Annotated in this window: 17 protein-coding genes and 1 tRNA gene; 12 read left to right on the plus strand and 6 right to left on the minus strand. The window is 60.5% G+C overall.

Annotated elements, in window-relative coordinates; genetic code table 11:
* The first annotated feature begins 59 nt into the window (after positions 1–59).
* From PMW70_RS05380 to PMW70_RS05410, 7 genes are all read left to right on the plus strand, one after another.
* On the plus strand, positions 60–2,837 hold the full coding sequence (locus PMW70_RS05380) for an FAD-dependent oxidoreductase (RefSeq protein WP_271744096.1): 2,778 nt from the start codon (positions 60–62) through the stop codon (positions 2,835–2,837).
* Positions 2,838–3,027: 190 nt separating this feature from the next.
* The gene (locus tag PMW70_RS05385) at positions 3,028–3,447 is read left to right on the plus strand and encodes a hydrogenase maturation nickel metallochaperone HypA/HybF (protein ID WP_118377578.1); all 420 of its coding nucleotides are present in this window, start codon (positions 3,028–3,030) and stop codon (positions 3,445–3,447) included.
* A gap of 403 nt (positions 3,448–3,850) precedes the next feature.
* Complete coding sequence (locus tag PMW70_RS05390) at positions 3,851–4,840, plus strand: PTS sugar transporter subunit IIB (protein ID WP_271744097.1); 990 nt, start codon at positions 3,851–3,853, stop codon at positions 4,838–4,840.
* An 18-nt stretch (positions 4,841–4,858) separates the two neighbouring features.
* Complete coding sequence (locus PMW70_RS05395; RefSeq protein WP_117564943.1) at positions 4,859–5,677, plus strand: PTS mannose/fructose/sorbose transporter subunit IIC; 819 nt, start codon at positions 4,859–4,861, stop codon at positions 5,675–5,677.
* 16 nt (positions 5,678–5,693) lie between these two features.
* A complete protein-coding gene (locus PMW70_RS05400; RefSeq protein WP_117564942.1) occupies positions 5,694–6,614 on the plus strand; it encodes a PTS system mannose/fructose/sorbose family transporter subunit IID in 921 nt (306 codons plus the stop codon).
* Positions 6,615–6,734: 120 nt separating this feature from the next.
* Positions 6,735–7,133, plus strand: coding sequence for a DUF956 family protein (locus tag PMW70_RS05405; protein WP_117564941.1), 399 nt, complete (start codon positions 6,735–6,737; stop codon positions 7,131–7,133).
* 303 nt (positions 7,134–7,436) lie between these two features.
* Positions 7,437–7,512, plus strand: a tRNA-Arg gene (locus PMW70_RS05410).
* A gap of 283 nt (positions 7,513–7,795) precedes the next feature.
* Here PMW70_RS05410 and pknB read toward each other — a convergent pair.
* The 6 genes from pknB to PMW70_RS05440 form a co-directional block, all read right to left on the minus strand.
* Complete coding sequence (gene pknB / locus PMW70_RS05415; protein WP_271744098.1) at positions 7,796–9,757, minus strand: Stk1 family PASTA domain-containing Ser/Thr kinase; 1,962 nt, start codon at positions 9,755–9,757, stop codon at positions 7,796–7,798.
* Between the two features lie 132 nt (positions 9,758–9,889).
* On the minus strand, positions 9,890–12,760 hold the full coding sequence (locus PMW70_RS05420; protein ID WP_117778759.1) for an FtsW/RodA/SpoVE family cell cycle protein: 2,871 nt from the start codon (positions 12,758–12,760) through the stop codon (positions 9,890–9,892).
* A gap of 16 nt (positions 12,761–12,776) precedes the next feature.
* Positions 12,777–14,576 (minus strand): Stp1/IreP family PP2C-type Ser/Thr phosphatase, encoded by a 1,800-nt coding sequence (locus PMW70_RS05425; protein WP_195404768.1) that lies wholly within the window; start codon positions 14,574–14,576, stop codon positions 12,777–12,779.
* Positions 14,573–14,989 carry an FHA domain-containing protein gene (locus PMW70_RS05430; protein ID WP_006235180.1) on the minus strand — a complete coding sequence of 139 codons (417 nt, stop codon included), beginning with the start codon at positions 14,987–14,989 and terminating at the stop codon, positions 14,573–14,575. The genes PMW70_RS05425 and PMW70_RS05430 overlap by 4 nt, the downstream gene beginning before the upstream one ends.
* Positions 14,990–14,995: 6 nt before the next feature.
* Positions 14,996–16,009: an FhaA domain-containing protein gene (locus tag PMW70_RS05435; RefSeq protein ID WP_035136732.1), complete on the minus strand. Its 1,014-nt coding sequence runs from the start codon at positions 16,007–16,009 to the stop codon at positions 14,996–14,998.
* Positions 16,006–17,859: a serine/threonine-protein kinase gene (locus PMW70_RS05440; protein ID WP_117584196.1), complete on the minus strand. Its 1,854-nt coding sequence runs from the start codon at positions 17,857–17,859 to the stop codon at positions 16,006–16,008. Before PMW70_RS05440 ends, PMW70_RS05435 begins: the two co-directional genes overlap by 4 nt.
* 439 nt (positions 17,860–18,298) lie before the next feature.
* Here PMW70_RS05440 and PMW70_RS05445 point away from each other — a divergent pair, with 439 nt between their 5' ends.
* The 5 genes from PMW70_RS05445 (at position 18,299) to PMW70_RS05465 (ending at position 23,469) form a co-directional block, all read left to right on the plus strand.
* The gene (locus tag PMW70_RS05445) at positions 18,299–20,434 is read left to right on the plus strand and encodes a helix-turn-helix transcriptional regulator (RefSeq protein ID WP_271744099.1); all 2,136 of its coding nucleotides are present in this window, start codon (positions 18,299–18,301) and stop codon (positions 20,432–20,434) included.
* Positions 20,435–20,543: 109 nt separating this feature from the next.
* Positions 20,544–21,056, plus strand: a complete 513-nt coding sequence (locus PMW70_RS05450; protein WP_124785772.1) for a hypothetical protein — start codon at positions 20,544–20,546, stop codon at positions 21,054–21,056.
* 54 nt (positions 21,057–21,110) lie between these two features.
* Positions 21,111–21,992 carry a hypothetical protein gene (locus PMW70_RS05455; RefSeq protein ID WP_089573265.1) on the plus strand — a complete coding sequence of 294 codons (882 nt, stop codon included), beginning with the start codon at positions 21,111–21,113 and terminating at the stop codon, positions 21,990–21,992.
* A gap of 38 nt (positions 21,993–22,030) precedes the next feature.
* Positions 22,031–22,828 (plus strand): hypothetical protein, encoded by a 798-nt coding sequence (locus tag PMW70_RS05460; RefSeq protein ID WP_147326479.1) that lies wholly within the window; start codon positions 22,031–22,033, stop codon positions 22,826–22,828.
* Positions 22,825–23,469 carry an ATP-binding cassette domain-containing protein gene (locus tag PMW70_RS05465; RefSeq protein WP_271744100.1) on the plus strand — a complete coding sequence of 215 codons (645 nt, stop codon included), beginning with the start codon at positions 22,825–22,827 and terminating at the stop codon, positions 23,467–23,469. Before PMW70_RS05460 ends, PMW70_RS05465 begins: the two co-directional genes overlap by 4 nt.
* The last annotated feature ends 3 nt before the right edge of the window (positions 23,470–23,472 follow it).

Here is a 23,472-nt window from a genome sequence, read left to right on the forward strand (position 1 = left end):
AGCCCGTACAAAGAGGGGCGCCGCGGTCTCGCCGGGCTGTGGCAAGAGAAGGGACGACTATGATTCTCAACGGACCGGGGATTAGCTATACCGAGCCCGATATCGGCGCGGAGTTCGTGCCGCCGATACCGGAGCATCCGCGCGAGGCCATCGTCAAACTGTGTGAGCACTGCACCAACCGCCTGCTGCACCGCGACGAGCTGCTGGGCTACGAGTACTGGTCGTTTGCCGAGGCCGCAACCGACGAGCAGGCCGAAGTGCTCTGCAAGATGAAGATGCGCCGTCCCTATACGCTGCCCGAGATGGTCAAGCTCACCGGCATGCCCGAGGCCGATATCGAAAAAATGCTCGACGACATGAGCTACACGGGTCTACTCGAGTACAACTGGGAAAACCCCGAGCGCGCCAAGCAGTGGGTGCTGCCCATGCTGGTGCCGGGTTCCGCCGAGTTCCTCAACATGCGCGTGAGCCAGCTCGAGGAGCATCCGGTCTATGCCAAGTTCTTTGAGCAGGCGTCCAAGGGACCGCTGTCCAAGGCCACGCCGATGGTGCCGCCCGGCGGTGCCGGCATCGGCATGCATGTCATTCCGGTCGAGAAGGCCATCGATGCCGCGAGCACCTCGGTGCCGATCGAGCATATCGAGCATTGGCTCGACAAATACGAAGGTAAGTATGCCGCTAGCACCTGCAGCTGCCGCGCGAGCCGTCGCGTGATGGGAGAGGGCTGCGCCGACGACCCGGCCGATTGGTGCATCGCCGTGGGCGATATGGCCGACTACGTGGTCGAGACCGACCGCGGCCATTATGTGACGCGCGAGGAGGTCTACGACATCCTGCGCCAGGCCGAGGACAACGGCTTTGTGCACCAGATCACCAACATCGACGGTGAGAACAAAATCTTCGCCATCTGCAACTGCAACGTCAACGTGTGCTACGCCCTGCGCACTTCGCAGCTGTTCAACACGCCCAACCTGTCGCGCTCGGCCTACGTCGCCAAGGTCGAGAAGGACAAGTGCGTGGCCTGCGGTCGCTGCGTTGAGGTGTGTCCGGCCGGCGCCGCCAAACTGGGCCAGAAGCTCTGTAGCAAAAAGGCTGGCGGACAGGTGCCCGAGTATCCGCGCCAGGAGCTGCCCGATGCCACCAAGTGGGACCACACCAAGTGGTCGCCCAACTACCGCAACGACAACCGTATCGAGACGCATGAGTCCGGCACCGCTCCCTGCAAGACGGCCTGCCCCGCGCACGTTGCCGTTCAGGGCTATTTGAAGCTCGCGGCGCAGGGCCGCTATGACGAGGCGTTGGCGCTCATCAAGCGCGAGAACCCGTTGCCCGCTATCTGCGGCCGTGTGTGCAACCGCCGCTGTGAGGATGCCTGCACCCGCGGTCGCGTGGACGAGGCCGTGGCCATCGACGAGGTCAAGAAGTTTATCGCCCAGCGCGATCTGGATGCCGCGACTCGCTATGTCCCACCTGTGGTGACCCCGACGCGTGCCGGCGGCTTCGACCAGAAGATCGCCATCATCGGCGCCGGTCCGGCCGGTCTGTCCTGCGCCTTCTATCTGGCCGAGAAGGGCTACAAGCCCGTCGTGTTCGAGAAAAACGAGCGCCCGGGCGGCATGCTCACCTATGGCATTCCCAGCTTTAAGCTGCAGAAGGATGTTATCGAGGCCGAGGTCGAGGTTATTCGCCTGATGGGTGCCGAGTTCCGCTATGGCGTGGAAGTCGGTCGCGACGTGACGCTCGACGAGCTGCGCGCGCAGGGCTTTAAGGCCTTCTACGTTGCCATTGGCTGCCAGGGCGGCCGCCTTGCCGGCATTCCGGGCGAGGATGCCGAGGACGTGACCGTGGCCGTCGACTTCCTTCGCGAGGTTAACAGCGGCAAGATCGACGCGCTGCCCGGCCGCACCATTGTGGTGGGCGGCGGCAACGTTGCTATCGATGTCGCGCGCAACGCCTGCCGTCTGGGCTCTGAGCACGTTGAGATGTTCTGCCTGGAGAGTGAGGCCCAGATGCCCGCCAGCGAGGAGGAGCGTCGCGAGGCCATCGAGGACGGCGTGCACATCAGCTGCGGTTGGGGCCCCAAGGAGGTTCACCTGGACGAGGCCGGTCATGTGCGCGGCATCACCTTCAAGCGCTGCACGCGTGTCTTTGACGACGAGGGCCGTTTTGCGCCCGAGTACGATGAGAACGATCTGCGTCGTGTCGATGCCGACCGTGTCGTCATGTCGATTGGCCAGTCCATTGTGTGGGGCGACCTGCTGGCTGGCTCCAAGGTGGAGCTTGGCCGCGGTCAGGGTGCCCTTGCCGATCCTCAGACCTACCAGACCGCCGAGCCAGACATCTTTGTGGGCGGCGACGTCTACACCGGTCCGAGTTTTGCCATCGATGCCATCGCCGCCGGCCACGAGGCCGCCGTGTCCATCCATCGCTTTGTGCAGCCGGGGTCCACGCTCACCATCGGCCGCAACCAGCGCCGCTACACCGCGCTTGACCGCGACGATGTTGTGATTGAGAGCTACGACAACGCGAGCCGCGAGGTTGCCCATGTGGACCGCGAGCGCGAGAAGGCCGCGCCGTTTAGCGAGTACGTCGAGACCTTTACCGAAGAGCAGGTGCGCGCCGAGACCGCCCGTTGCCTGGGCTGCGGCGCCTCGATCGTCGACCCCAACAAGTGTATCGGCTGCGGCCTGTGCACCACCAAGTGCGCGTTCGATGCCATCCATCTGGATCGCGATCGCCCCGAGTGCTCCACGATGGTCAAATACGAGCAAAAGCTCCCCAGCCTGGGCAAGTACGCTTTGAAGCGTGCGATCAAAATCAAATTTGGGAAGAAATAAAAAACGCAACAAACAAGAGAACGGCGCAGAGAACGGTTGGACAGCGAGCGAGTCCCAGGCGTGGCGAGGTGCCTTGAAAGAGGAGGGCATAGGGCTTTTGCCCATGCCCGACGATTGAAAGGCAGATCGTCCGTCTGGGGCTCGCGCAGCGTCAAGTCGACCGCCGTTCGTTAGAACGGCGGAAGAAAAAGTGCATGAATTAGGAATCGTCTATCACATCATTCGCGATGTCGAGAATGTGGCGCGCGCCAATGGCGTGAGTCGCGTTTCGAACGTGACGCTGCTCCTGGGCGAGGTCTCGGGCGTCGTTCCCGATCTGCTGCTTGATGCTTGGCGCTGGGCGGCAGATAAAAAGCCTATCACGCAGGGCGCGGAGCTTATTGTGGAGCCTGTCGAGGCCGTGACGCATTGCGAGGCGTGCGGCTGCGACTACGCGACGGTCGAGCACGGCAAGACCTGCCCCCATTGCGGTAGCGGCGAGACCTATCTGCTGCAGGGCCAGGAGGTCATGATCAAGCAGATCGAGACCCCCGACGAGGACCCGACAGACGCTGCCCCCGACGGCCTATCCGATGCCGTCGACGCCGCCAACCCCCTCCACATCGCCTAACTTAGTCGTTGGGGACGTTCTTAAACGACTAGTCGAAAAAGAACGTCCCCAATGACTAGCCATTTAAGAACGTCCCCAATAACTACTTTGCTAGAGCATATCGCTCGCCATTAGTCAAGGCATAGCTGTTTAAACGAAATAGCCTCAGTCTCAGCACGTTTGCATCTGTTTAAAAGCGGTAATAATGACAGCATGCGCATATCCGTCGTGTAAGTATTGGTTGGGTATCAGTTATCAGCGGCAGATCAGCCAATGATGCTGGAATGTAATCAACTTGTAACAAATTAAGACGTTTAAACAAATAATGCTACCTTTTGCAGTTTTTCAAACAATTCTGCTGTATTTGCAGCTATACTCCATAACTGTCGTGTAGGAATTACGTAGACAAAAAGGAGGTTATGTGATGGTAAGTATTGTTCTTGCTAGCCATGGTGACTTGGCGGCTGGAATCAAGCAGACGGGCTCGATGGTCTTTGGCGATCAGCCGTCTGTAGCCGTGGTCTCGCTCGAGCCGAGCATGGGCCCCGACGACTTCCGAGCCAAGGTCGAGGAAGCAGTCGCTTCCTTCGAGGACCAGGAGCAGGTGCTCTTCCTCGTTGATCTGTGGGGCGGCACGCCCTTCAACCAGATCAGCGGGCTCATCGAGGGCCACGATTCCTGGGCTATCGTCACCGGTGTCAACCTGCCTATGCTCATCGAGGCATATTCGCAGCGCTTTGACGCAAAGAACACTGCACATGCGATCGCAAAACATCTCGTGACTGAGGCTAAGGCCGGCGTGCGCGTCAAGCCCGAGTCTCTGGAGCCCGAGGAGAAGAAGCCGGCTGCGGCCGCCGCTGCTCCTGCGGGTGCCATTCCTCCGGGAACGGTGATCGGCGACGGGCACATCAAGATCGCCCACGTCCGTATCGACACGCGCCTGCTGCATGGTCAGGTGGCCACCACGTGGACCAAGCAGATCAACCCCAACCGCATCATCGTGGTCTCCGACGGCGTTGCTCACGACGAGCTCCGCAAGACCATGATCGAGCAGGCTGCCCCTCCGGGAGTCCACGCCAACGTCGTGCCTATCAAGAAGATGGCCGAGGTCGTCAAGGACACGCGCTTTGGCGACACCAAGGCGATGCTGCTGTTCGAGAACCCGCAGGATCTGCTCAGGGCCATCGAGGCCGGCGTCGACATCAAGGAAGCCAACATCGGTTCCATGGCCCACTCCAAGGGCAAGGTCGTCGTCACTAACGCTGTCGCTATGGGCGATGATGACGTCAAGACTCTCGAGGCCCTCAAGGCCAAGGGCGTCAAGTTCGAGGTCCGCAAGGTTCCTTCGGATTCCTCCGAGGATCTCGACGCCATGTTGAAGAAAGCTAAGGCCGAACTGGCCGCTCAAGCATAGTAAAGGAGGGTCCGATACATGTCTGCAATCACTATTCTGCTTGTTGCGATTGTCGCGTTGCTTGCCGGTATGGAAGGCATTCTGGATGAGTTCCAGTTCCATCAGCCGCTCGTGGCATGCACGCTTATCGGTCTCGTAACCGGTCACCTTCAGGAGGGCATCCTCCTGGGCGGTTCGCTCCAGATGATGGCCCTTGGCTGGGCTAACGTCGGCGCCGCCGTCGCGCCTGACGCCGCTCTGGCCTCGGTCGCTTCTTCGATCATCATGGTGCTCGCCCTCAACGGTGGCGCCACCGATTCGGCCAAGGCCGTTACCGCCGCCATCGCCGTCGCCGTCCCGCTGTCGGTCGCTGGTCTGTTCCTGACCATGATCTGCCGTACCCTGGCTACCGCTATGGTTCACGCCATGGACGCCTGCGCCGAGAAGGGCGACTTCGCCGGCATCGAGCGTTGGCAGTACGCCGGCATCCTCATGCAGGGTGTTCGTATCGCCATCCCGGCAGTACTTCTGTGCATCATCCCGGCCGAGGCCGTTACCAACGCGCTTAACGCTATGCCCGATTGGCTGTCCGGCGGCATGGCTGTCGGCGGCGGCATGGTCGCTTCCGTCGGTTACGCCATGGTCATCAACATGATGGCCACCAAGGAGACCTGGCCGTTCTTCATCCTCGGCTTTGTCCTTGCTGCCATCCCTCAGCTCACGCTGATCGCCCTTGGCCTCATCGGCATCTCCCTTGCCCTCATCTACCTTGGCCTTAAGGATCTGGCCAAGCAGGGTGGCGGCATGGGCGGTGGCTCCGGTGACCCGCTCGGCGACATTCTGAACGATTACGAGTAGGAGGGGAGTGATACATATGGCAGAGAACAAGATTCAGCTCACCAAGGCTGACCGTAAGAAGGTTTGCTTCCGTCATCAGTTCCTTCAGGGCTCGTGGAACTACGAGCGTATGCAGAACGGCGGCTGGTGCTTCGCAATGATCCCTGCGATCAAGAAGCTCTACACCAGCAAGGATGACCAGATTGCCGCTCTTAAGCGCCACCTGGAGTTCTATAACACCCACCCCTATGTTTCCGCCCCCGTCATTGGCGTTACCCTCGCCCTCGAGGAGGAGCGCGCCAACGGTGCTCCGATTGACGACGTCGCCATTCAGGGCGTCAAGGTCGGTATGATGGGCCCGCTCGCCGGCGTCGGCGACCCCGCCTTCTGGTTCACCCTTCGCCCGATTCTGGGTGCACTGGGCGCTTCCCTGGCCCTGTCCGGCAGCATCGCCGGTCCGCTGCTGTTCTTCTTCGCGTGGAACATCATCCGTTACGCCTTCCTGTGGTACACGCAGGAGTTTGGCTACAAGGTCGGCTCCTCCATCGCCAAGGACCTCTCCGGCGGTCTGATGGGCAAGGTCACCGAGGGTGCTTCCATCCTGGGTATGTTCATCATCGGCGCCCTGGTCGAGCGCTGGGTGTCCATCTCCTTCACCCCGGTCGTCTCCAAGGTCACGCAGTCCGCTGGCGCCTATATCGACTGGGCCAACCTGCCCGCCGGTTCTGAGGGCATCAAGCAGGCATTGACGATGTACAGCTCTGTCGGTGCCAACGCACTCGACCCGGTGAAGGTCACCACGCTTCAGGCCAACCTCGATCAGCTCATCCCCGGCCTTGCCGCCGTGTGCCTGACCCTTCTGGTCTGCAAGCTCCTCAAGAAGAAGGTCAGCCCGATCGTCATCATCCTGGCTCTCTTCGCCGTCGGCATCATCGGTCGCGTCTGCGGCTTCATGTAAGCACGCTTCGGCTTAAGACCGAGAGTTGCTAGGCAAGGGCTTTTGAGCCATTGAAACGGACCGCACCCGGTGGGTACACTGGATGCGGTCCGATTGTTTTATTTGGAGGGCGAGGCGCGTATGGCGCAATCTCAGAACAGCACGGTCGATCTGGCAACGCCGGCAACCTGCCTGATGGGGCTTACCAGTCACGGTAACGTGATGGTGGGCAATAAGGCGTTTGAGTACTATAACGAGCGCAATCCCGAGGATTATATCCAAATCCCGTGGGACGAGGTCGACTATATTGCCGCCGAGGTTTTGCGCGGCACCAAGAAGATTACGCGTTTTGCCATCTTTACCAAAGAGAATGGCCACTTTACGTTTTCGACGCGCAATGACAAGGAAACGCTTCGCGCGGTGCGTAAGTACATTGACGAGGACAAGCTCGTGCGTTCGCCCGACTTTATCGATGTGACGGCCAAGGGCGCCAAGAGCATCCCCTCCGTCATCAAGAACCTTTTCCACAAAGGCAACTAGCCATTAAAGAGCGCCCCCTAAAGTGGGACGCGGTTTCCCATGAGGCTCGATCGGGAAAGTGCATCCCGGTTCGAGTGCCGATTGCGGGATGTAGTTTCCGGAACGGGCCCGTTTGGGAAACCGTGTCCCGTTTCGAGTCGAAATTCTGGGACACAGTTTCCCAGCGAGGTCCCATGGGGAAAGTCTGACCCAGAATTTGCCTGGATAGTGGGACGCACTTTCCGGAGGGCTGTTCCACCGCAACTTCGAAGAGTGGCTACACGCTGCATCACAACGTGTAAATCTGCTACACTAGTACAACATGCCTCCGTAGCTCAGGGGATAGAGCACCGCTCTCCTAAAGCGGGTGTCGACGGTTCGAATCCGCCCGGGGGCACCAGAAGATTATAACGGCGTCGCGAGAGCGGCGCCGTTTCTGGTTTGTGGGAGCTGCCGACGGATTAGGACCGTCGACACCCGCGTCACCAATTTCCCCGCGGGGGGAGTTTTCGAATCCGCCCGGGGACACCAGAGATTGATCGAGCCCGGTACACCGTCACGGTACCGGGCTCTTCTGGTTCATGTCATGTCAAAAACGAAGCGCCCGCTTGCTGGGGAAGCAAGCGGGCGCCTGTGAGCGAATATGTTTGCGGCGAGAGCCGTGATGAGCGGTGGGGTGGCGACTAGTTGGTCGTACCGGAATCGTCGCCCGTGCCCGAGCCAGAGCCCGAACCCGAACCAGAAAGTGCGACCGTCAGCGTAATCGTGCTGTCGGTGGACTGCTTGCCGGTGGGGGAGACGCCCGTAACGGTGGCGTTTTCGTTGCCGCTCACGGGGTTGCCGTTCTGGTCGCAGAACGCGATGTTGTAGAACCCGGCGTTGTTGAGCGCGGTGACGGCGGCGGAGATGCTCTTGCCGTACAGGTTACCCGGAACGCTGGCCTTGCCGGACTTCTTGGCAATGACGACGGTAATCGTGGCGCCGGGCTTCTGCTTACCGCTGGGGTTCCAGCTGATCACGGTGCCCTCGGTAACCGAGTCGTTCTCCTGGTAGCTCACGTCGACGCCAAAGCCTGCCATATCGAGGGCGTTGCGCGCCTGGGCCTCGGTCATGTCGGTCAGGTCGGGGACGGACGTGGTATCCGGGCCGCTCGAGACCTTGTACGAGATGGTCGTGCCCTTCTCGACTTCCTTACCGGCGTCGGTGCCCTGCTCAAAGACCTGGCCCTCATCGGCCTCGTTGGCCTCCTCGGTGGCGTTGCCCTTTAGGCCAACGCTTGCCAGTGCCGCCTCTGCCTGGTCCTTGGTTAGACCGACAAGCTGGGGAACCTCAACCTTCTCGGAGGGCTTGGGGCCCTTGGAGATCACCAGGTTCACCTTGGTGCCCTTGGCCTTCTTGGTGTGGCCGTTGGGCGTCTGCTCGGCGACCTTGCCCTCGTCGACATCGTCGTTGTAGCTTTGGTCGATGGTGCCGACCTCGAGGCCGGCTTCCTTGATCTGCTCGACGGCAGTCTGCTGGTCCTTGCCCAGCACATCGGGCACGGTGACCTGCTCGCCGCCAAAGAGTCCTGTGGCAAAGGCCACCACGATACCGATGACGGCAACGGCTGCCACCACGGCGGCGATGATCTTGTTCTTGTTGGATTTGGGCTTTTCGACCTCGTAGGAGCCGGTGGAGCCCGAAACCGAGCTACGAGCGGTATTCTGGCCGCTCACGCCCGAGACGGGACGTACCATGGCGCGCGTCTGATCGGAAAGCTCGCGAGTCTTGGTGGCGCCCAGCTCACCGGGTGCACCGATGATGCGCGTGGGCTCCGAGATGTTGACGGCACGGCCCGACAGGTAGCTGTTGAGCACCTGACGCAGCTCGTCGGCGGTCTGGAAGCGGTTTGCCGGGTCCTTCTCCATGCACTTGAGGATGATGCGCTCAAGGTCGGCGTCGACACCGGAGTTGATCTGGCTCGGCGGAATAGGCAGCTCGTTGACCTGCTTGAGTGCGACCGAGATGGCGTCATCACCGTCAAAGGGCACGCGGCCGGTGGCGCACTCGTACATCACGACGCCCAGCGAGTAGATATCCGAGGTGGGGCCGAGGTCCTGACCACGGGTCTGCTCGGGACTGACGTAGTGGGCGGTTCCCAGCACGTTGTTGTCTTGCGTGAGGTGGCTGTTCTTGGCGCGCGCGATGCCAAAGTCCATCACCTTGATGTTGCCGTCGGGCAGCACCATGATGTTCTGCGGCTTGATGTCGCGGTGGATGATCTCGTGCTTGTGGGCGACCGAAAGCGCGGAGCTGATCTGCGAGCCGATCTGGGCGACCTTCTTGGGGTCGAGGGCGCCGTGGCTCTTGATGCCGCTCTTAAGGTCGGTGCCGCGCAGGTACTCCATGACGATGTAATAGGTGTCGCCGTCCTTGCCCCAATCGTAGACGCCCACGATATAGGGGGAGGAGAGACCGGCTGCTGCCTGGGCCTCCTGCTTAAAGCGTGCGGCGAAGGTTGCGTCGCCAGCATACTGCGGCAGCATGATCTTGACGGCTACCGTGCGGTCGAGGACCTGGTCCTGCGCACGGTAGACGGTCGCCATACCGCCTGTCCCCACCTTATCCTTGAGGAGGTATCTTCCCCCGAGGACCCTCTGTTCCATTCCTGCTCCTAACATAACTATTCGCTCAACGATGTGTGTAGTACCTACGATGTGGCCGCTGGGGCCGTGTGGCGCGTTGCCGCTAACTCTTCGGCCGCGGCGCGCCTCGGGTGTCCGATTCGATCATGGGCATCACGCTCCCTGTGCGGCGAGCGCCGCGGTCAGGACGATGCCGGCAATCTTGGCCGCCTTGACGTCGTGTTTGTCGTAATCCTCCAAGGCCACCGAGATGGCGACCGTGGGTGAATCGTAAGGTGCAAAGCCAACGAACATCGAGTTGACGTTGGTGCCGCCGGTCTCGGCCGAGCCGGTCTTGCCGGCGACCTTGACGCCGGGGACCTGGGCATCGGTGCCGGTACCGGACTGGACGACGGCGAGCATGGCCTGCTTGACCTGGTCGGCCGTGGCGGAGCTGACGGCCTGACCCAGCGAGCGGGACTGCGTGGTCTTGACCACAGTTCCGTCCGGGGCGAGTACCTGGGCTACAAAGTACGGGTCCATGACCACGCCACTGTTAGCGATGGCGGCGGCAATCACGGCGTTTTGCATGACGGTGGTCTGCGGCCCGGGCGTGTGGTCCATGCCGACAGGCTGGCCGGCGCCGGCCCAGGCGGTCTCCCACTCGGTCATGAGCGACGGGTCGGCCATGATGGAGGCCGCGGAGGTCAGGTCTTGGCCGAGCTTTTGGCCGTAGCCAAAGGCGTTGGCAAACTGCACGAGCGTGTTTGCGCCAACTTCGTTTGCCACCTGGCCAAAGACGACGTTGGAAGACACGGCAAAGGCCTGCTGCAGGCTGATGGTGCCGTAGCTCTCGTTGGCATAGTTGGTGACCGGCGCGTTGCCGATGTCCATGGAGCCGGGCGCCTGGTAGGTGCTGGTAAGGCTGGCGGTGCCGGTCTCGAGTGCCGCGGAAAGCGTAACGACCTTAAACGTGGAGCCCGGCGTGTACAGCGCGTCCATGGCGCGATTGTACATGGAGCCGTCCTCGCCGCCGCCCGCCTGCAGCAGGGCGTCGATGTTGGTGTTGTCATAGGTGGGCGAGCTGGCGCATGCGAGCACCGCACCGGTACGCGGGTCGATGACCACTACAGCGCCCTTAAAGCCCTTGAGCGCCTGCTCGGCCGCCGTCTGGATACGCGAGTCGATGGTGAGCTTGGCGGTGTTGCCCGGCTGGGTCTGGCCCGCGAGCGAAGCGATGGCGTTGTTCCAGCTGGAGTAATCCTTAGAGCCGGTGAGCGTGTCGTTCATGACACTCTCGATGGCGGTGGTGCCATACTGCTGGCTCACGTAGCCAACCACGTGCGCTGCCAGGTTGCCGTTGGGGTAGGAGCGTACGTAGGTGCCGTCCTCCTGCTGCAGCGACTCGGCCAGCGTCACGCCGTCGGACGTGATGATGGAACCGCGCTGGATGTACTTGGAGCGGGCGATAGTGTGGTTGTTGGTCGGCATATCCTGATAGTCCTTGGCCTTGATGACCTGGACATAGGTGAGGTTGCCGATAAGGATGGCGAATAGCGCCGTAAAGGCGAGCACCGCACGGGTTAGACGGTTGGCGAGCGCAACGCGGCCGAGCACACCGGATTCAGGCGTGTCGAGCAGGCGACGGCGCATGCGCGAGCCGACGGAATGGCTGCCGCTGCCGTAGGAAGACGAGGTGGCAAAGCGCGTGCCCGTCGGGGCGGCGGCAGATGCGACCTGATCATCGGTGATGGCGGCCATAGTGCCGGTGCCGGTAAGCTCGGCCTCGCGTCCGGTCGCTTCGTCACCGGCGCGCAGCAGGAGCGCGACGATGATAAAGCTCGCCAGCAGCGAGGAGCCGCCCTGGCTCATAAAGGGCAGGGTGACGCCGGTCAGCGGGATCAGGCGGGTTACGCCGCCAACGATCAAGAAGGCCTGGAAGCTGATGGCGGCCGTAAGGCCCGTGGCACTAAAGGCTGCGAGGTCGGATTTAGCGCGGGCGGCCGTGGTGAGGCCACGCACGGCAAAGAGCATAAACAGGATGAGCACGGCGCCGCCGCCCAAAAGGCCCATCTCCTCGCCGATAGCCGAGAAGATAAAGTCGGACTCGACGACGGGGATGTTGTTGGCCATGCCGTTGCCGATGCCAACACCGACCAGACCGCCATCGGCAAGCGAGAAGAGCGATTGGACGATCTGGTAGCCCTGGCCCTGGGCGTCCTTAAAAGGATCGACCCAAACCTGGAAACGTACCTGAACGTGAGACAGGAACTTGTAGGCGCCCACGGCTCCAACGGCTAAGAGCGCAAGGCCGATAACGACATACGAGAATCGTCCCGTGGCAACGTAGAGCATCAGCAAGAAGATGGTGTAGAACAGCACGGCCGAACCCAGGTCGCGTTCGAAGACGACGACGAGCAGGCACACACCCCACACGGCAAACAGCGGCAGCAGCAGTCGCAGGCGAGGGATCTTAAAGCCCAGGATCTTGCGGTTGGAGATGGAGAGCAGCTCGCGGTTCTCAGCCAAGTAGCCGGCCAGGAACAGCACGATAAAGACCTTGGCGAACTCGCCGGGCTGGATGGTAAAGCCCGCGATGCGAATCCACAGCTTGGAGCCCGAGATCGTGGTGCCGATAAAGATAGGCAGCATCAGCAGAATGATGCCGATAATGCCAAAGGTGTACTTGTAGCGCATGACCACGTCGAGGTTTTTGACCAGTGCAAGCGTTCCCACCATGAGCGCCACCGAGACAAACAGGATGATGAGCTGTGAGATGGCGAGAGCGGGGGCGAGGCGTGTCACGAACGTGATGCCGATGCCCGAAAGTATAAATACGATGGGCAGGATGGCGGGATCGGCGCCAGGCGCCAAGATGCGCACGGCGATATGTGCTGCGGCGAAGGCGGCGAAGAGGCCGATCGGTACGGCGAGCGTCTCAAAGGAGATAGCGGCGCCCGCGGTGAGGACGTACATCGCATACAGCAGGATGACGGGGAACGCCGAGGCGATGAGCAAGAGCAGTTCGGTGTTGCGGCGACTCATAAGCGGCACTCCCTTTCTAATTCTTATCGGAGGCTTCGGCCTCGGCGGACTGTTCGGCGGTTTTCTCGGAATCTGATTCGGAGGTCGATCCCTGGTCGGTGTTGTCGCGAATCGTTTGCGCGTCGATCACCTGGCGGGTCTGCTCCTCGTCGATCTGGTGGCGGTACTTGGATATCGTGTCCTGCGCATCGTCGACACTTGTTTGCGGAATGCCCGCCTTGAGGCGGTTTTGCGTGTCTTCGGGCAGGTCGGACAGCTTGATACTGGTTTCGCTTTCGAGCCAGTGGAGCTTGAGTCCGAGCGGCTTGCCGGGCAGGCCGCGCCAGACGGCGACATTGCCCTGGTAGGTACCCAGGTAGTACGAGCCGGTGACACCCGTGTAGGCCCAGATGGCAGCCGCCAGCACCAAGACGAGACCTAAGACGACGCCGATGGTGACGTTGCGGCGACGCACGCGTTGCGCCTCGCGCATAACGCCATCGTCAACCAGGTCAACGACTACTACGGTCACGTTGTCGTGGCCGCCGGCGGCAAGCGCCGCGTCCACTAGGTTGTCGACGCAGATTTGCGCGGTTGAGGACTGCGTGGCGATGTTCTCGATATCGCTATCGGGAATCATGCTCGAAAGGCCGTCGGAGCACAGGATCAGGCGGTCGCCTTCCTCGATATGCAGAGTGAAGTGGTCGGCATACATGGCGGGGTCCGAGCCCAGCGCACGGGTGATGACCGAGCGGTTGGGGTGGACGCGAGCCTCGTCTGCCGTGATCTCGCCGGCGTCCACGAGCTCCTCCACGTAGGAGTGGTCGCGGGTCACGCGGATGAGCGTGCCCTCGTGGAGCAGGTAGGCGCGAGAGTCGCCCACGTGGGCGATGGCGAGCGTGTCGTTTTCGATATAGGCGCAAGTGGCTGTGCAGCCCATGCCGGGCTTGCCTAGGCCGTTCAGGGCCGCCTCGATTACGGCGGCGTTAGCTGCCTCGACGGCTGCCGCCAGGCGTGCTGCGTCGGCGGACTGCGGGGCCGTCTTGGCAATAGTCTCAACGGCGATGGAAGAGGCCACCTCGCCGGCAGCGTGACCACCCATGCCGTCGCATACGCAAAAGAGCGGCGACTGCACCAGGTAGGAATCCTCATTGTGCGGGCGTACGCAGCCAACGTCGGAGCGGGCGCCCCACATGAGTTGCGTGGTGGTGCCGGCATCATAGGTCGAGTCGGTCTCGATGCGCTCCTCGGTCAGGGGCTCAAAGCTCATGGTCGAGCCGGGGTCTTTGAGCTTGGCCTCAACGGCGGCAACGTCGATTTCGGCTGTGTCACCGGGAGAGACGGTGTCGGTCTCGGCGTTTGATTCGGAATCGCCGGTGTCCGGGGAGTCGGGCTCCTCGGACACGCGGGCGGTCGACTCGTCGTCTTGCGGGCTGACGTCTATAGGCTCGGGCGCCGGCGTAGACGCGGGCGCAACCTCGGATGCCGGGGCTATGGGAAACGCCGGCGCGGCGGGCTCGGGTGCCGCAAACACCGCAGCGCTCTCGTTAATTGCCGCGGCGACGGGCTCTGCAAAGTGAGCCGGCGCCGGGGCTGCTTCGGGCGCTGTGGGCTGTTCCGCAGCATGTGCGCCGATGGGCGCCGCTACGGCATCCTCTTCGTCCTCGTTATCGGCGAGATCCGAAATATCATGCGTTACATGCGAAAGAGGCAGGGAGAACACGGTGTCCTCGGGCTCCACGGGTGCGGAGCCCGCCGGAGCGGCGTGGGCCGGCGCAGCTGTGGCGGCGGCCGGTGCCTCGGTCATAGTTGCGGACTTGTTCTCCTCGTCGATCATCGACGGTTCACCTTCATGACCACATCGCCAATCTGGACTTCGTCGCCCTCGCGCAGCGTCGCGGGCTCCACGAGCTGGCGGCCGTTGACGAGCGTGCCGTTAAGCGAGTTGAGGTCCTCGATGATGAGCGCCGGGCCCTGCAGCGAAAAGCGCGCATGCGAGGCCGAGACGAACGGTTCGTTGATGCAGATGTCCGAAGATGGCGAGCGACCGACGATGACGGGGCCGAGCATGTCTACGTGGATGCCACGGATGCCGCGCGGGCCCTTGTCCACATCGATCGTCCAGATAGCCGAGTCGCGGCGCTGTCCGCGCACAAGTCCCACGCCGGTCTTCATGACGGCGAACAGGAAGATATAGAGCAGGGCGACCAGGACGATGCGGCCTGCAAAAAGGACGATATCGATGTTCATAAGCGACTATCCCCTAAATTCAAAGGTGCTCAGGCCAAACGTCAGCAGATCGCCGTTGCGCAGCGGGCAGCGCGTAATGCGGCGGTTGTTGACGAGCGTGCCGTTGGTGGAATTGAGGTCCTCGATCGACCAATCCGAGCCCGTAAAGGTGAGCTGGGCGTGGCGGCGCGACACGTTGGGGTCGCGCAGGGCAATATCGGAAACCGAGCGCTCGCGACCGATAGTCACCTGTGCGGAGGTGATGCTATGGCTCTCGCCGCTCACGACGTCGACGAGCTGGGCGAGCGGGCGCTGCGGGGCGCGAGTGCTCGCCATGTTGGAGGCGATGCCGGCTGCGGCGCCTAGGCCCACGGCGGCACCGGTCGCGGCGGCTCCGCCCATGCCGGCAAGCGCGTCGCGCGAGACGGTCTGCGGCACCGGGATGGGTGCGGCGGCGGGGTCGGGGACGCTAGGCGCGAAGGGGTCTGCCACGGCAAGCGGGTCGGGAGCGGCGGCGCGAGGCGTCGGCTGCTGCTGGGGCATGGCGGCGGGGCGCTGCTGCTGCGGGGCAGCAAACTGCTGCTGGCCGGCGCGCGGGGCGCTGGCGGCACGGCTTGCCGCGGAGTTGTTTTGGCCCAGACCGTTTTGATAGGCGCGCTCTTCTTCGTACAGGCGGCCGAGCGTGGGGGCATCGACGTTCTCGGCAAAGACCGAGAACTTGCCGGCGCGCAGCTGCGGATCGATCATAAAGCGCACGAGGGGCTCGCCGACAAAGACATAGCGGCGCTTTTCGGCCTGCGCCTTCACAAACTCGCGGACCTCGCGCGAAAGCTCGGGGTAGAACGGGGCGAGCATGGGATCGTCGTCGGCGGCGATCAGGATGGTATAGAGTGCCGGCGCCGTGTTGACGCCGTTGATCACCAGAGTCTGATCCTCCATGTCGCGAGCGGCCTGCTTGGCAAGCTTCTTAAAGGAGAACGGGGCACGGGTGGCACCGAAGATGCCGGCCACGTGGTCCTCGAAGATGTTCAGGAAGTTCACGAAAGATCACTCTCCGTATAGGTTCTTTGGTATCCGAGCAAATATAGGCATATCCCAACGATTATAGAGGATAGGGTTCCCGCAACCGCCGCCTTGGCGACGACCGCGGCTGCAAGGCTGGCAATTTCCATATGGTGTGCAAGACAGGACGCCGCTGCGCAGCCGATGCCGGCGACAGCGATGGCGGCGATTACGGCAAGGTTTGAGCCCTGATCGGCACGCTTGGCATGGGCGTTGAGCAGCGCAGATGACGCCGCGGCAGTTGCCGCTACCAGCACAAAGGCAGCCCAAAGGAGTGGGTCTCCCAGCGCTGCGGCAACGTTACCGAGCCCCAGCACGCCTCCGGCTGAAAGCGCGACCGTGGCCAGACGGGCAAAAAGTGCGCCCATGCCCGTTGCCGCGGCGGCGCTTGCCGGGCCGAGCCAAAATGACGCGACGCCGGCGGTGACCCCAGCTGCCAGGAAGGTATTGCCGGTCAGACAGCCAAGCGCGAGTGCACAGGTGAGTGCGGCGCTCGCGGCAGCCTCGGTGCGACCCCAGGCGATCCACCAACCGGACATGGCGGCGGCAAAGATCACCGCGACGGGCAACATCGACAGGACGCCCTGTGCCTGCATGGTGGCGTTTGCCATGAGCACCAAAAAGCCCACAGCCGAGATGGCCGAGCCAATCTGGGGGGCCAGGCCGGCCGCCGCTCCGATCGCGATAGCCGCAATGACCAGGCCGGGAAGCGCCGCGACGCCGGCCGTCTGCATCAGCAAAAAGCTAAAGGCGCCGCACGTTAGCGCCGAGATAGCGTGCATGGCGTAGTCGCGCGCATGGCTCCAGCGCGTGCCTGCCCAGCCGAGTGCGGGGTCGACTTCGATGGTGTCGTCCTCGTAGTGCGACGGCTCGATATCGTCGAGCTCCTGCTCGTCATCCGAAAGTTCGCCAACCATTTGCTCCAGGCTGCGACGGCCTTCGCGCACGCTGCCCAGACCGGCAAGGAGCTGGTCGCAAAATGCCTCGATGCTGTTGGGGCGGTCCTGCGGCATGGGGGAGAGCGCGCTCATGAGCGCGGCCTCGGCTCCCGGGGGAAAGTGTGGTATCAGCTCGCTGGGATAGGTGGCGCCGCCGATGATGCGGCCGAGCGAGTCGGCGGGCGTGGCCGCCATAAAAGGAGCGCTGCCGCACAGGCCCTCGTAGATCACACAGGCGAGGGCAAAGACATCGGCGCGCTCGTCGACCGTGCCGGTCTCGATATCGAGCTGCTCGGGCGGCATGTAGCCGATGGTGCCGCCGCGTGAGCCGCCAAAGCCACCGGCGGACGACAGCCGCGCCATGCCAAAGTCGGTGAGCTTTACATTGCCCGAGTGGTCGATGAGCACGTTGGCGGGCTTAATGTCCAGGTGGAGTACGCCATTACTGTGGGCGAAGGTGAGCGCCTGGCCCAGGGCATCGGCAATGGCCGCGGCCTCGTCAAAGGTAAGTGAGTGGCCGTCCGCGCGGTGCAAAAACTCGGCCAGCGACATGCCATCGACATATTCCATAACCAGGTAGGCATAGGCTGTGTCGTGCGTAAAGTCGATGACCTGCACGATGTTGGGATGTTGAAGCATGGCGGCAGTGTGCGCCTCGCGCAGGACATCCATGATGTCGCTAGCGGGCATGCCGGCACCGTTGATAAGGGGGATGCGTTTAATGGCGACGCGGCGGCGCAGGTGCGTGTCGCGGCAGATCTCGATGGAGCCAAAACCGCCGGTCGCAAGTGTCTCGAGCGGCTGGTACCGCTTGAGCAGCTCGCGAGAGCTGGTGCCCTCCAAAGGAACGTCCGGCGAGAACCGGGCGGTATGTTGCGAGAAAAGCGGCATGGCCAACCCTCGTGCGTTTAAAGTTCGTTTGCGAGCGGCGGGCGCGGGGCCGAGCCGTTCGCGGTGGCATAGATGCTGCTAGTGTAGCACGCTCGGGCAGATGGCGAGGATAGCGGGATGCGAGGTGGCCCGATCGATTCGGCCCGTTTCGGCTCGTTTGGAAAGCGCATCTCAGTTTTCAGCCAAATTATGGGATGCGCTTTCCAAATGGGGTGGGCTGCGGAAACTGCATCCCAGAATATTGCCCTGGAACGGGATGCGCTTTCCGAACCGGCGTCCAAAAGGAAACCGCATCCCGCTTTGATGTGGGGACTGCGAACAAAAGCCGGACCGTGATCTGGCGCGGATTGGAGTTCGCCTGAATCATTGATGCTGGCTGGTGTGAGAACAGAGATAAACGAGCGGCTCGAGCGATATAATGACACGCTATGGAGGCCGTATGCTCTTTTCCCGCCGTTCTGCTACATTTGCCTGCGCCATTGCGCTTGTCGTAATGGCGGTCACCCCTTATCACCGGTTTTCATCTTCAATCGGCCTAGCGTCAGGTGCAATGACCTGGCTCGTTATCCTGGGCGCATGCCTCGCGGCGTTTGTTCATGGTGCTGCGCTATGCAAGGGGGGAATGAGAAGGCCGAGGCATCTCGGTGCCATCGGTGTTTTCCTTGGTGTTATTGCAACGGTTCCCGAATGGGCCGACCTGGCTTTCTATGCTCGCGGAGACTCTATTCCAATCGTGTTTGCACCGATTTGGTTGTTACATGGCGTTTCGTGTGTCTCGTGCTTTGTTGGGTCGCTGCTTCTCTCATATGTTATTTGGGGCACGGCGGACTCTCCTTTGACGCAGAGGTCGACACGGACTGACGAAAGGGAAACTCGTCACCCGCAGGACGCGATTTTTACAGAAACAATAGCCGTCATGTCTTGCCTGCTGTTTTGCTGTCGAGTTTCATGGAGAGTCGTTCCCGAGCCATGGGGGATGCCCCCTGTAACGGCCGCGTCAATTGGCCTTGCGCTTTTAATTCCGTTGGTCTATCTCGCATTGACTGTGGCCCCGCCGTTTTGCCGCCCTCGTGCCTTTGGCCATGGGCGGCGCGACGTGTTTGCCTGTTCTGTGCTCGTAGCAGTTCCTATTGGTCTTATTCCGGCTGTTGAGGCGGCATACTTCGCAAGCGATGCCGTGGTCATTGCATTGCTGGCGATGGGGTCCGTTATCGCTGCTGCCTTCGTATGCATGTTGCTAAGGGGGAAACGGGACAACAATTCGGATATCGCCTGTGCGTCCGACACATTCGATGCGGGGGTGTTTTCCCCTGCCCTGTCGCCTAGAGAAGAGCAGTTTGTTCGACTGCTGCTCAAAGGGAAAACGCCGGCGGAAATTGCCAAGGAGACGGATACGAAGCCATCGACGGTGAGAACAACGCTTCACCGAGCATACGGGAAGGCGTCGGTTGCGGGCTCACGCGAGCTCGTGGCGCTGTTTGCGGGTGAGGGCGATACTGTAGGGCATGAGCTACCGCAGCGGCATGCTGACGATATAGTGGCATCAGCTCGAACGCGCCGGCTGTTTCGATACCTGCTCACATTATTCTTTATCCTCCTTGCGGCGGGGCCCTTGGTAATGGCGGATAGCGATTGGGGGTCCGGTGTTTCGCGGGCTGTCGCCTTTTCCCTCTTAAGCTACGCATTGGGTCTCGGACTGCTTCTGTCGCTACGCTACGCGGGTGGAAAAGCGAATCGTGGCGCTGCGCTGGATAGAGCGGGTGAAGCGATTTGGCTCGGAAGCCCGTACGTATGGGCGGTGCTATCTGCTGTGGAATGGTCTTTTATCTATATCGCGGCATTGATGTGCATACGCGTTCCGTTGATGGCTGTGCCGGTCCTGTTTTGCGGCGTGGCGTCTACGGCTTCGCTCGCTGTTGGGCTGCGTCCGTTTAAGGTGCATGCCCATGCTCGGGCTATCGTGCCGTTGGTGTCAATGGGCATGGTTGCCTTAATCTATGCGGTCGCTAGGGGGCGAATCCATGGACTTGCGGTGCTGACGGGGGTGCTGCTCACATATATAGTGATGCGAAGCTGTCCGCAGCGCAAAATGCTTGGGATATGGATGCTTTGCTTCGGGGCGACGGCTCCTGTTTGGGCTGTCTTGCTCAATATGGTGCAGGATCTGACGGTTTTCGAGCCGTTGTTCCTCGCGTCGTTGTTGGGGCAAAGTTCGGCTGTCAATGTCGTCGTGGCAACGGTGATTGTTTGCTGGTCTGTGCCCATGTTCGTTACGCACATCGCGCTCGCCCGCTCGGTTGAGGACGAGAAGGCCGTCTTGGAGTACCGGACGAACGGGTCCACCGAAACGGCCCGCGTGCGCCAGCTGGCCCTGCTTACGTCGCGCTCCCTTTCTGATGTTCAGTCGCAAATTTTGCTGATGACGGCAGAGGGGGCAACGACAAAGGCCATTGCGGAGGATGTCGGTTACGCTGCATCTACGGTGCAAGCGCTGCGGTCTGCATCTTACCGCCAGTTGAAGATCAAGAATAAGGCGGAGCTAATTTTATTGTTATCGCAGGTAAATAACGTGTAAACGCCTGAGCAATCAACTCAATAGCGGGTGTTTACAGACATCTTTCTCTATTCATGCGAAGGTTGCCGTGCGTCGACGCATTGTTAACCGCTTTTGATTGGAGAAGGCCATGATTAAGCCAAGGAGCGCTATTGCTCGAATCGGAGTCGGCTTGGTGATTGCAGCTGGTCTGTCCCTAGGGGTTCCCGCTGCATCGTTTGCACAAGAGGAGTTTGACACCTCTCAGGTTTCCAGCATTACTCAAAACGCCGATACGGGAATTACGACCTGTACGAACAATGCCGATAAGGCATTTAGTTTTCAATGTGCCGGGACGAGTGCAACTGGCTACCGTCAAAAGGATGATTCCTCATCGCTCTATCTGGATATCCAGGGCCATACGGGAAATCCGCTTCGGTTATATACAGACGGTGCGTATAACACAAGCGGTAGCGGCAGCATGAATTGTACTCAGGGAACGTATCGTTCGAATCACAAGGGACAGTGGGAAATGTATAACCTCGTCCGTGAGAACGGGCGATCTGCGGCGCGACTGACTGCATGGGCGGAGTCTGGCTACGGCACTGTTATTGGCGTATGGAGCCCCGACTGCGTCGGGCATTTCCACAAGCTTCCCGCATAGTTGTTTGAAATGGCTCCCTTCCGGCTTTCTGGGTCGGAAGGGGGAGGAGGACGTATGAACCAAAAGCTCGCAAGATACGAACTGTCGAAAACGATTAGACGTCCAGCTTTTATCCTTGCTCTCTTGATTGCGGTCGCAGTTGCAATAGCTGCCGCGCTGGAGCCGTGGGCAAATTTGGAAAAAGAGCGCCACAACCTTCTTTCTTTTGGTTACGGCGTTGGCGTGCAAGCCGAAAATTATCTCGGTCAAACACGTGAAAGCAGCTTCGGTAACTGGATTGTTGTGAGCGCGAACGCGCCACTGTCTGCGTCGGTGTTTTTCTATGCACTGCCCCTGCTTGCAATGTTGGCTGGATCTTGGTCGTGTCTCTTTGAGCGTTTGAGTGGTTATGACATGCAGATATGCACGCGCGTTTCCAGAAAGGCGTACGTGAACGTAAAGATGCTGTCTGCTTTCCTCTCCGCGTTTACAGTGACTGCCATTCCTCTGCTCGTCAATTTCCTGATCGTCTCGATGCTTTTTCCTGCGTATCTTCCTCGGGTCGATGAGTCGACTTACGTAGGACTTTACCTGCATAGCTACTTCTCCGGTCTATTTTATTCGCATCCTTTGTCATATGTGCTCGCATACACGCTGTTCGATGCTGTCACGCTCGGGACTTTATCCATGGCTGTAACTGGCTTCTCAATTTTGTTTCGTAGCAGAATCAAAGCGATAATTGTCCCGTATCTGCTAATGGTTGCGTGGCATTTTGCAAATGGCTGGATCTTCGGCGTAATGGCTTGTGTGGGGTTTAACTGCAATATCCTCAACAGCATCAGGTCGGAATCGCTGAATAACTGGCCAGACATTCGAGCCGGTTTTGCGGAAATCATATTATTGACCCTTGCTTCGTTGGCTTTTTCTGGGGCGTGGAAAAGACGCGAGGTGGTCTGATGCTGTTTAGGCTGGTCGCCGCGGACCTGAGGACCGTTTTGAAGAAGAACATCATCACTTTTATTGCAATTGCGGCAGTGACCGTTGCGAACTTGGTGTACGCCTACGGATTGTCTTCTGTGTATGGGGTTAGAACGGATACCTTGGGGTTTGCGGATAATCTTGCGCTCGTGTTTGCCGGATCTGCTCCGTTTGAGCCTAGGCCCGGGGTCATGTTTGTGCCTCCGCTAGGATGGCTATTTCTCATTCTGCTTATTCTCTATACAACACTCGACTATCCGACCGAATCGTTGCACGGGTTTGGTTTGCAAGCGCTTGTTCGATGCCGGGCAAGAACCCTTTGGTGGGTCTCGCGTTTTATCTTGGTGGCGGCAGTAACGGCATTTTCACTGCTCGTGGTGGTTTGCTCTGTTGTGATTTGGAGCTTGGTGGTGAGCTCCTCGTTCAGCGCGGTCATTCATGGTGAGTCGCTTCAACTGGCTAATTTGGCGCCGTGGTTTCTCAAAGCTGCCGAGGCAGATGCGCTGCCGTTTTTCATAGGTCTCTTATTTGCTTTTGAGGCGCTTGCGTTTGCGCAGGCAGCGGTTGGGTTTGTGCTTGGGTCGTCAGTCTCGTTTGTGGTTTTAATGAGCTACCTGATCTGCTCGGCATATGCACGACATTGGGCGCTATTGGGTAACGCCTTGATGCTGTTGCGCTGGGGTGGAATTGTCAAAGAGGGAATCGCGGCGGGCTCGAGTGTCTTGTCATCAATTGGGCTTATGTCGTTATGCCTATCGTTGGGTGGACTGTGGTTTCGAAGGGCCGACCTTATAGAAAAGGGGGACAAGATATGAGTGTGATCGTAAGGGGCGTATCGAAGCGCATGGGTAAAAACGATGTCCTGCGCAACGTGTCCATCGAGGTTGACCCTGGGACTGTGGTCGGGCTTCAGGGGATAAACGGTTCGGGTAAGACCATGCTCATGCGAGCGGTTTGCGGGTTGATCAAGCCTACCGAAGGCGAAATCTCTATCGATGGCCAAAGGCTTGGGGCGGACATCTCGTTCCCGCCGAGTCTGGGGATGTTGATCGAGGCGCCTTCCTTTTTGGGATATCTGTCTGGCTACGACAATCTGAAGCTCATCGCTCAGATCAAGGGCGTTGCCACCCCCGAGGACATTCGCTCTGCCCTGCGGCTCGTGGGGCTCGATGCAGACGAAAAAAAGAAGTTCCGAGCATACTCGCTTGGGATGAAGCAGCGTCTGGGGATAGCTGCGGCAATTATGGAGAAGCCGAAGCTGCTTGTTCTCGATGAGCCAACGAATGCCCTCGACGAAGCGGGCGTTGAAATGCTCAAGCGCGTTGTGGCGATGGCGGCATCAACGGGTCGTGAGGTCCTTCTGTCCAGCCATGACGGAGAGGTGCTCGAGGAACTGGCCGATCGGGTTTACTGTATGCGCGACGGTGCCGTTGTGAAAGCTCGGGAAAGGTCGTGAGCG

Source organism: Collinsella aerofaciens (assembly GCF_028209625.1).
GTDB classification, from domain to species: Bacteria; Actinomycetota; Coriobacteriia; order Coriobacteriales; family Coriobacteriaceae; genus Collinsella; species Collinsella aerofaciens_AM.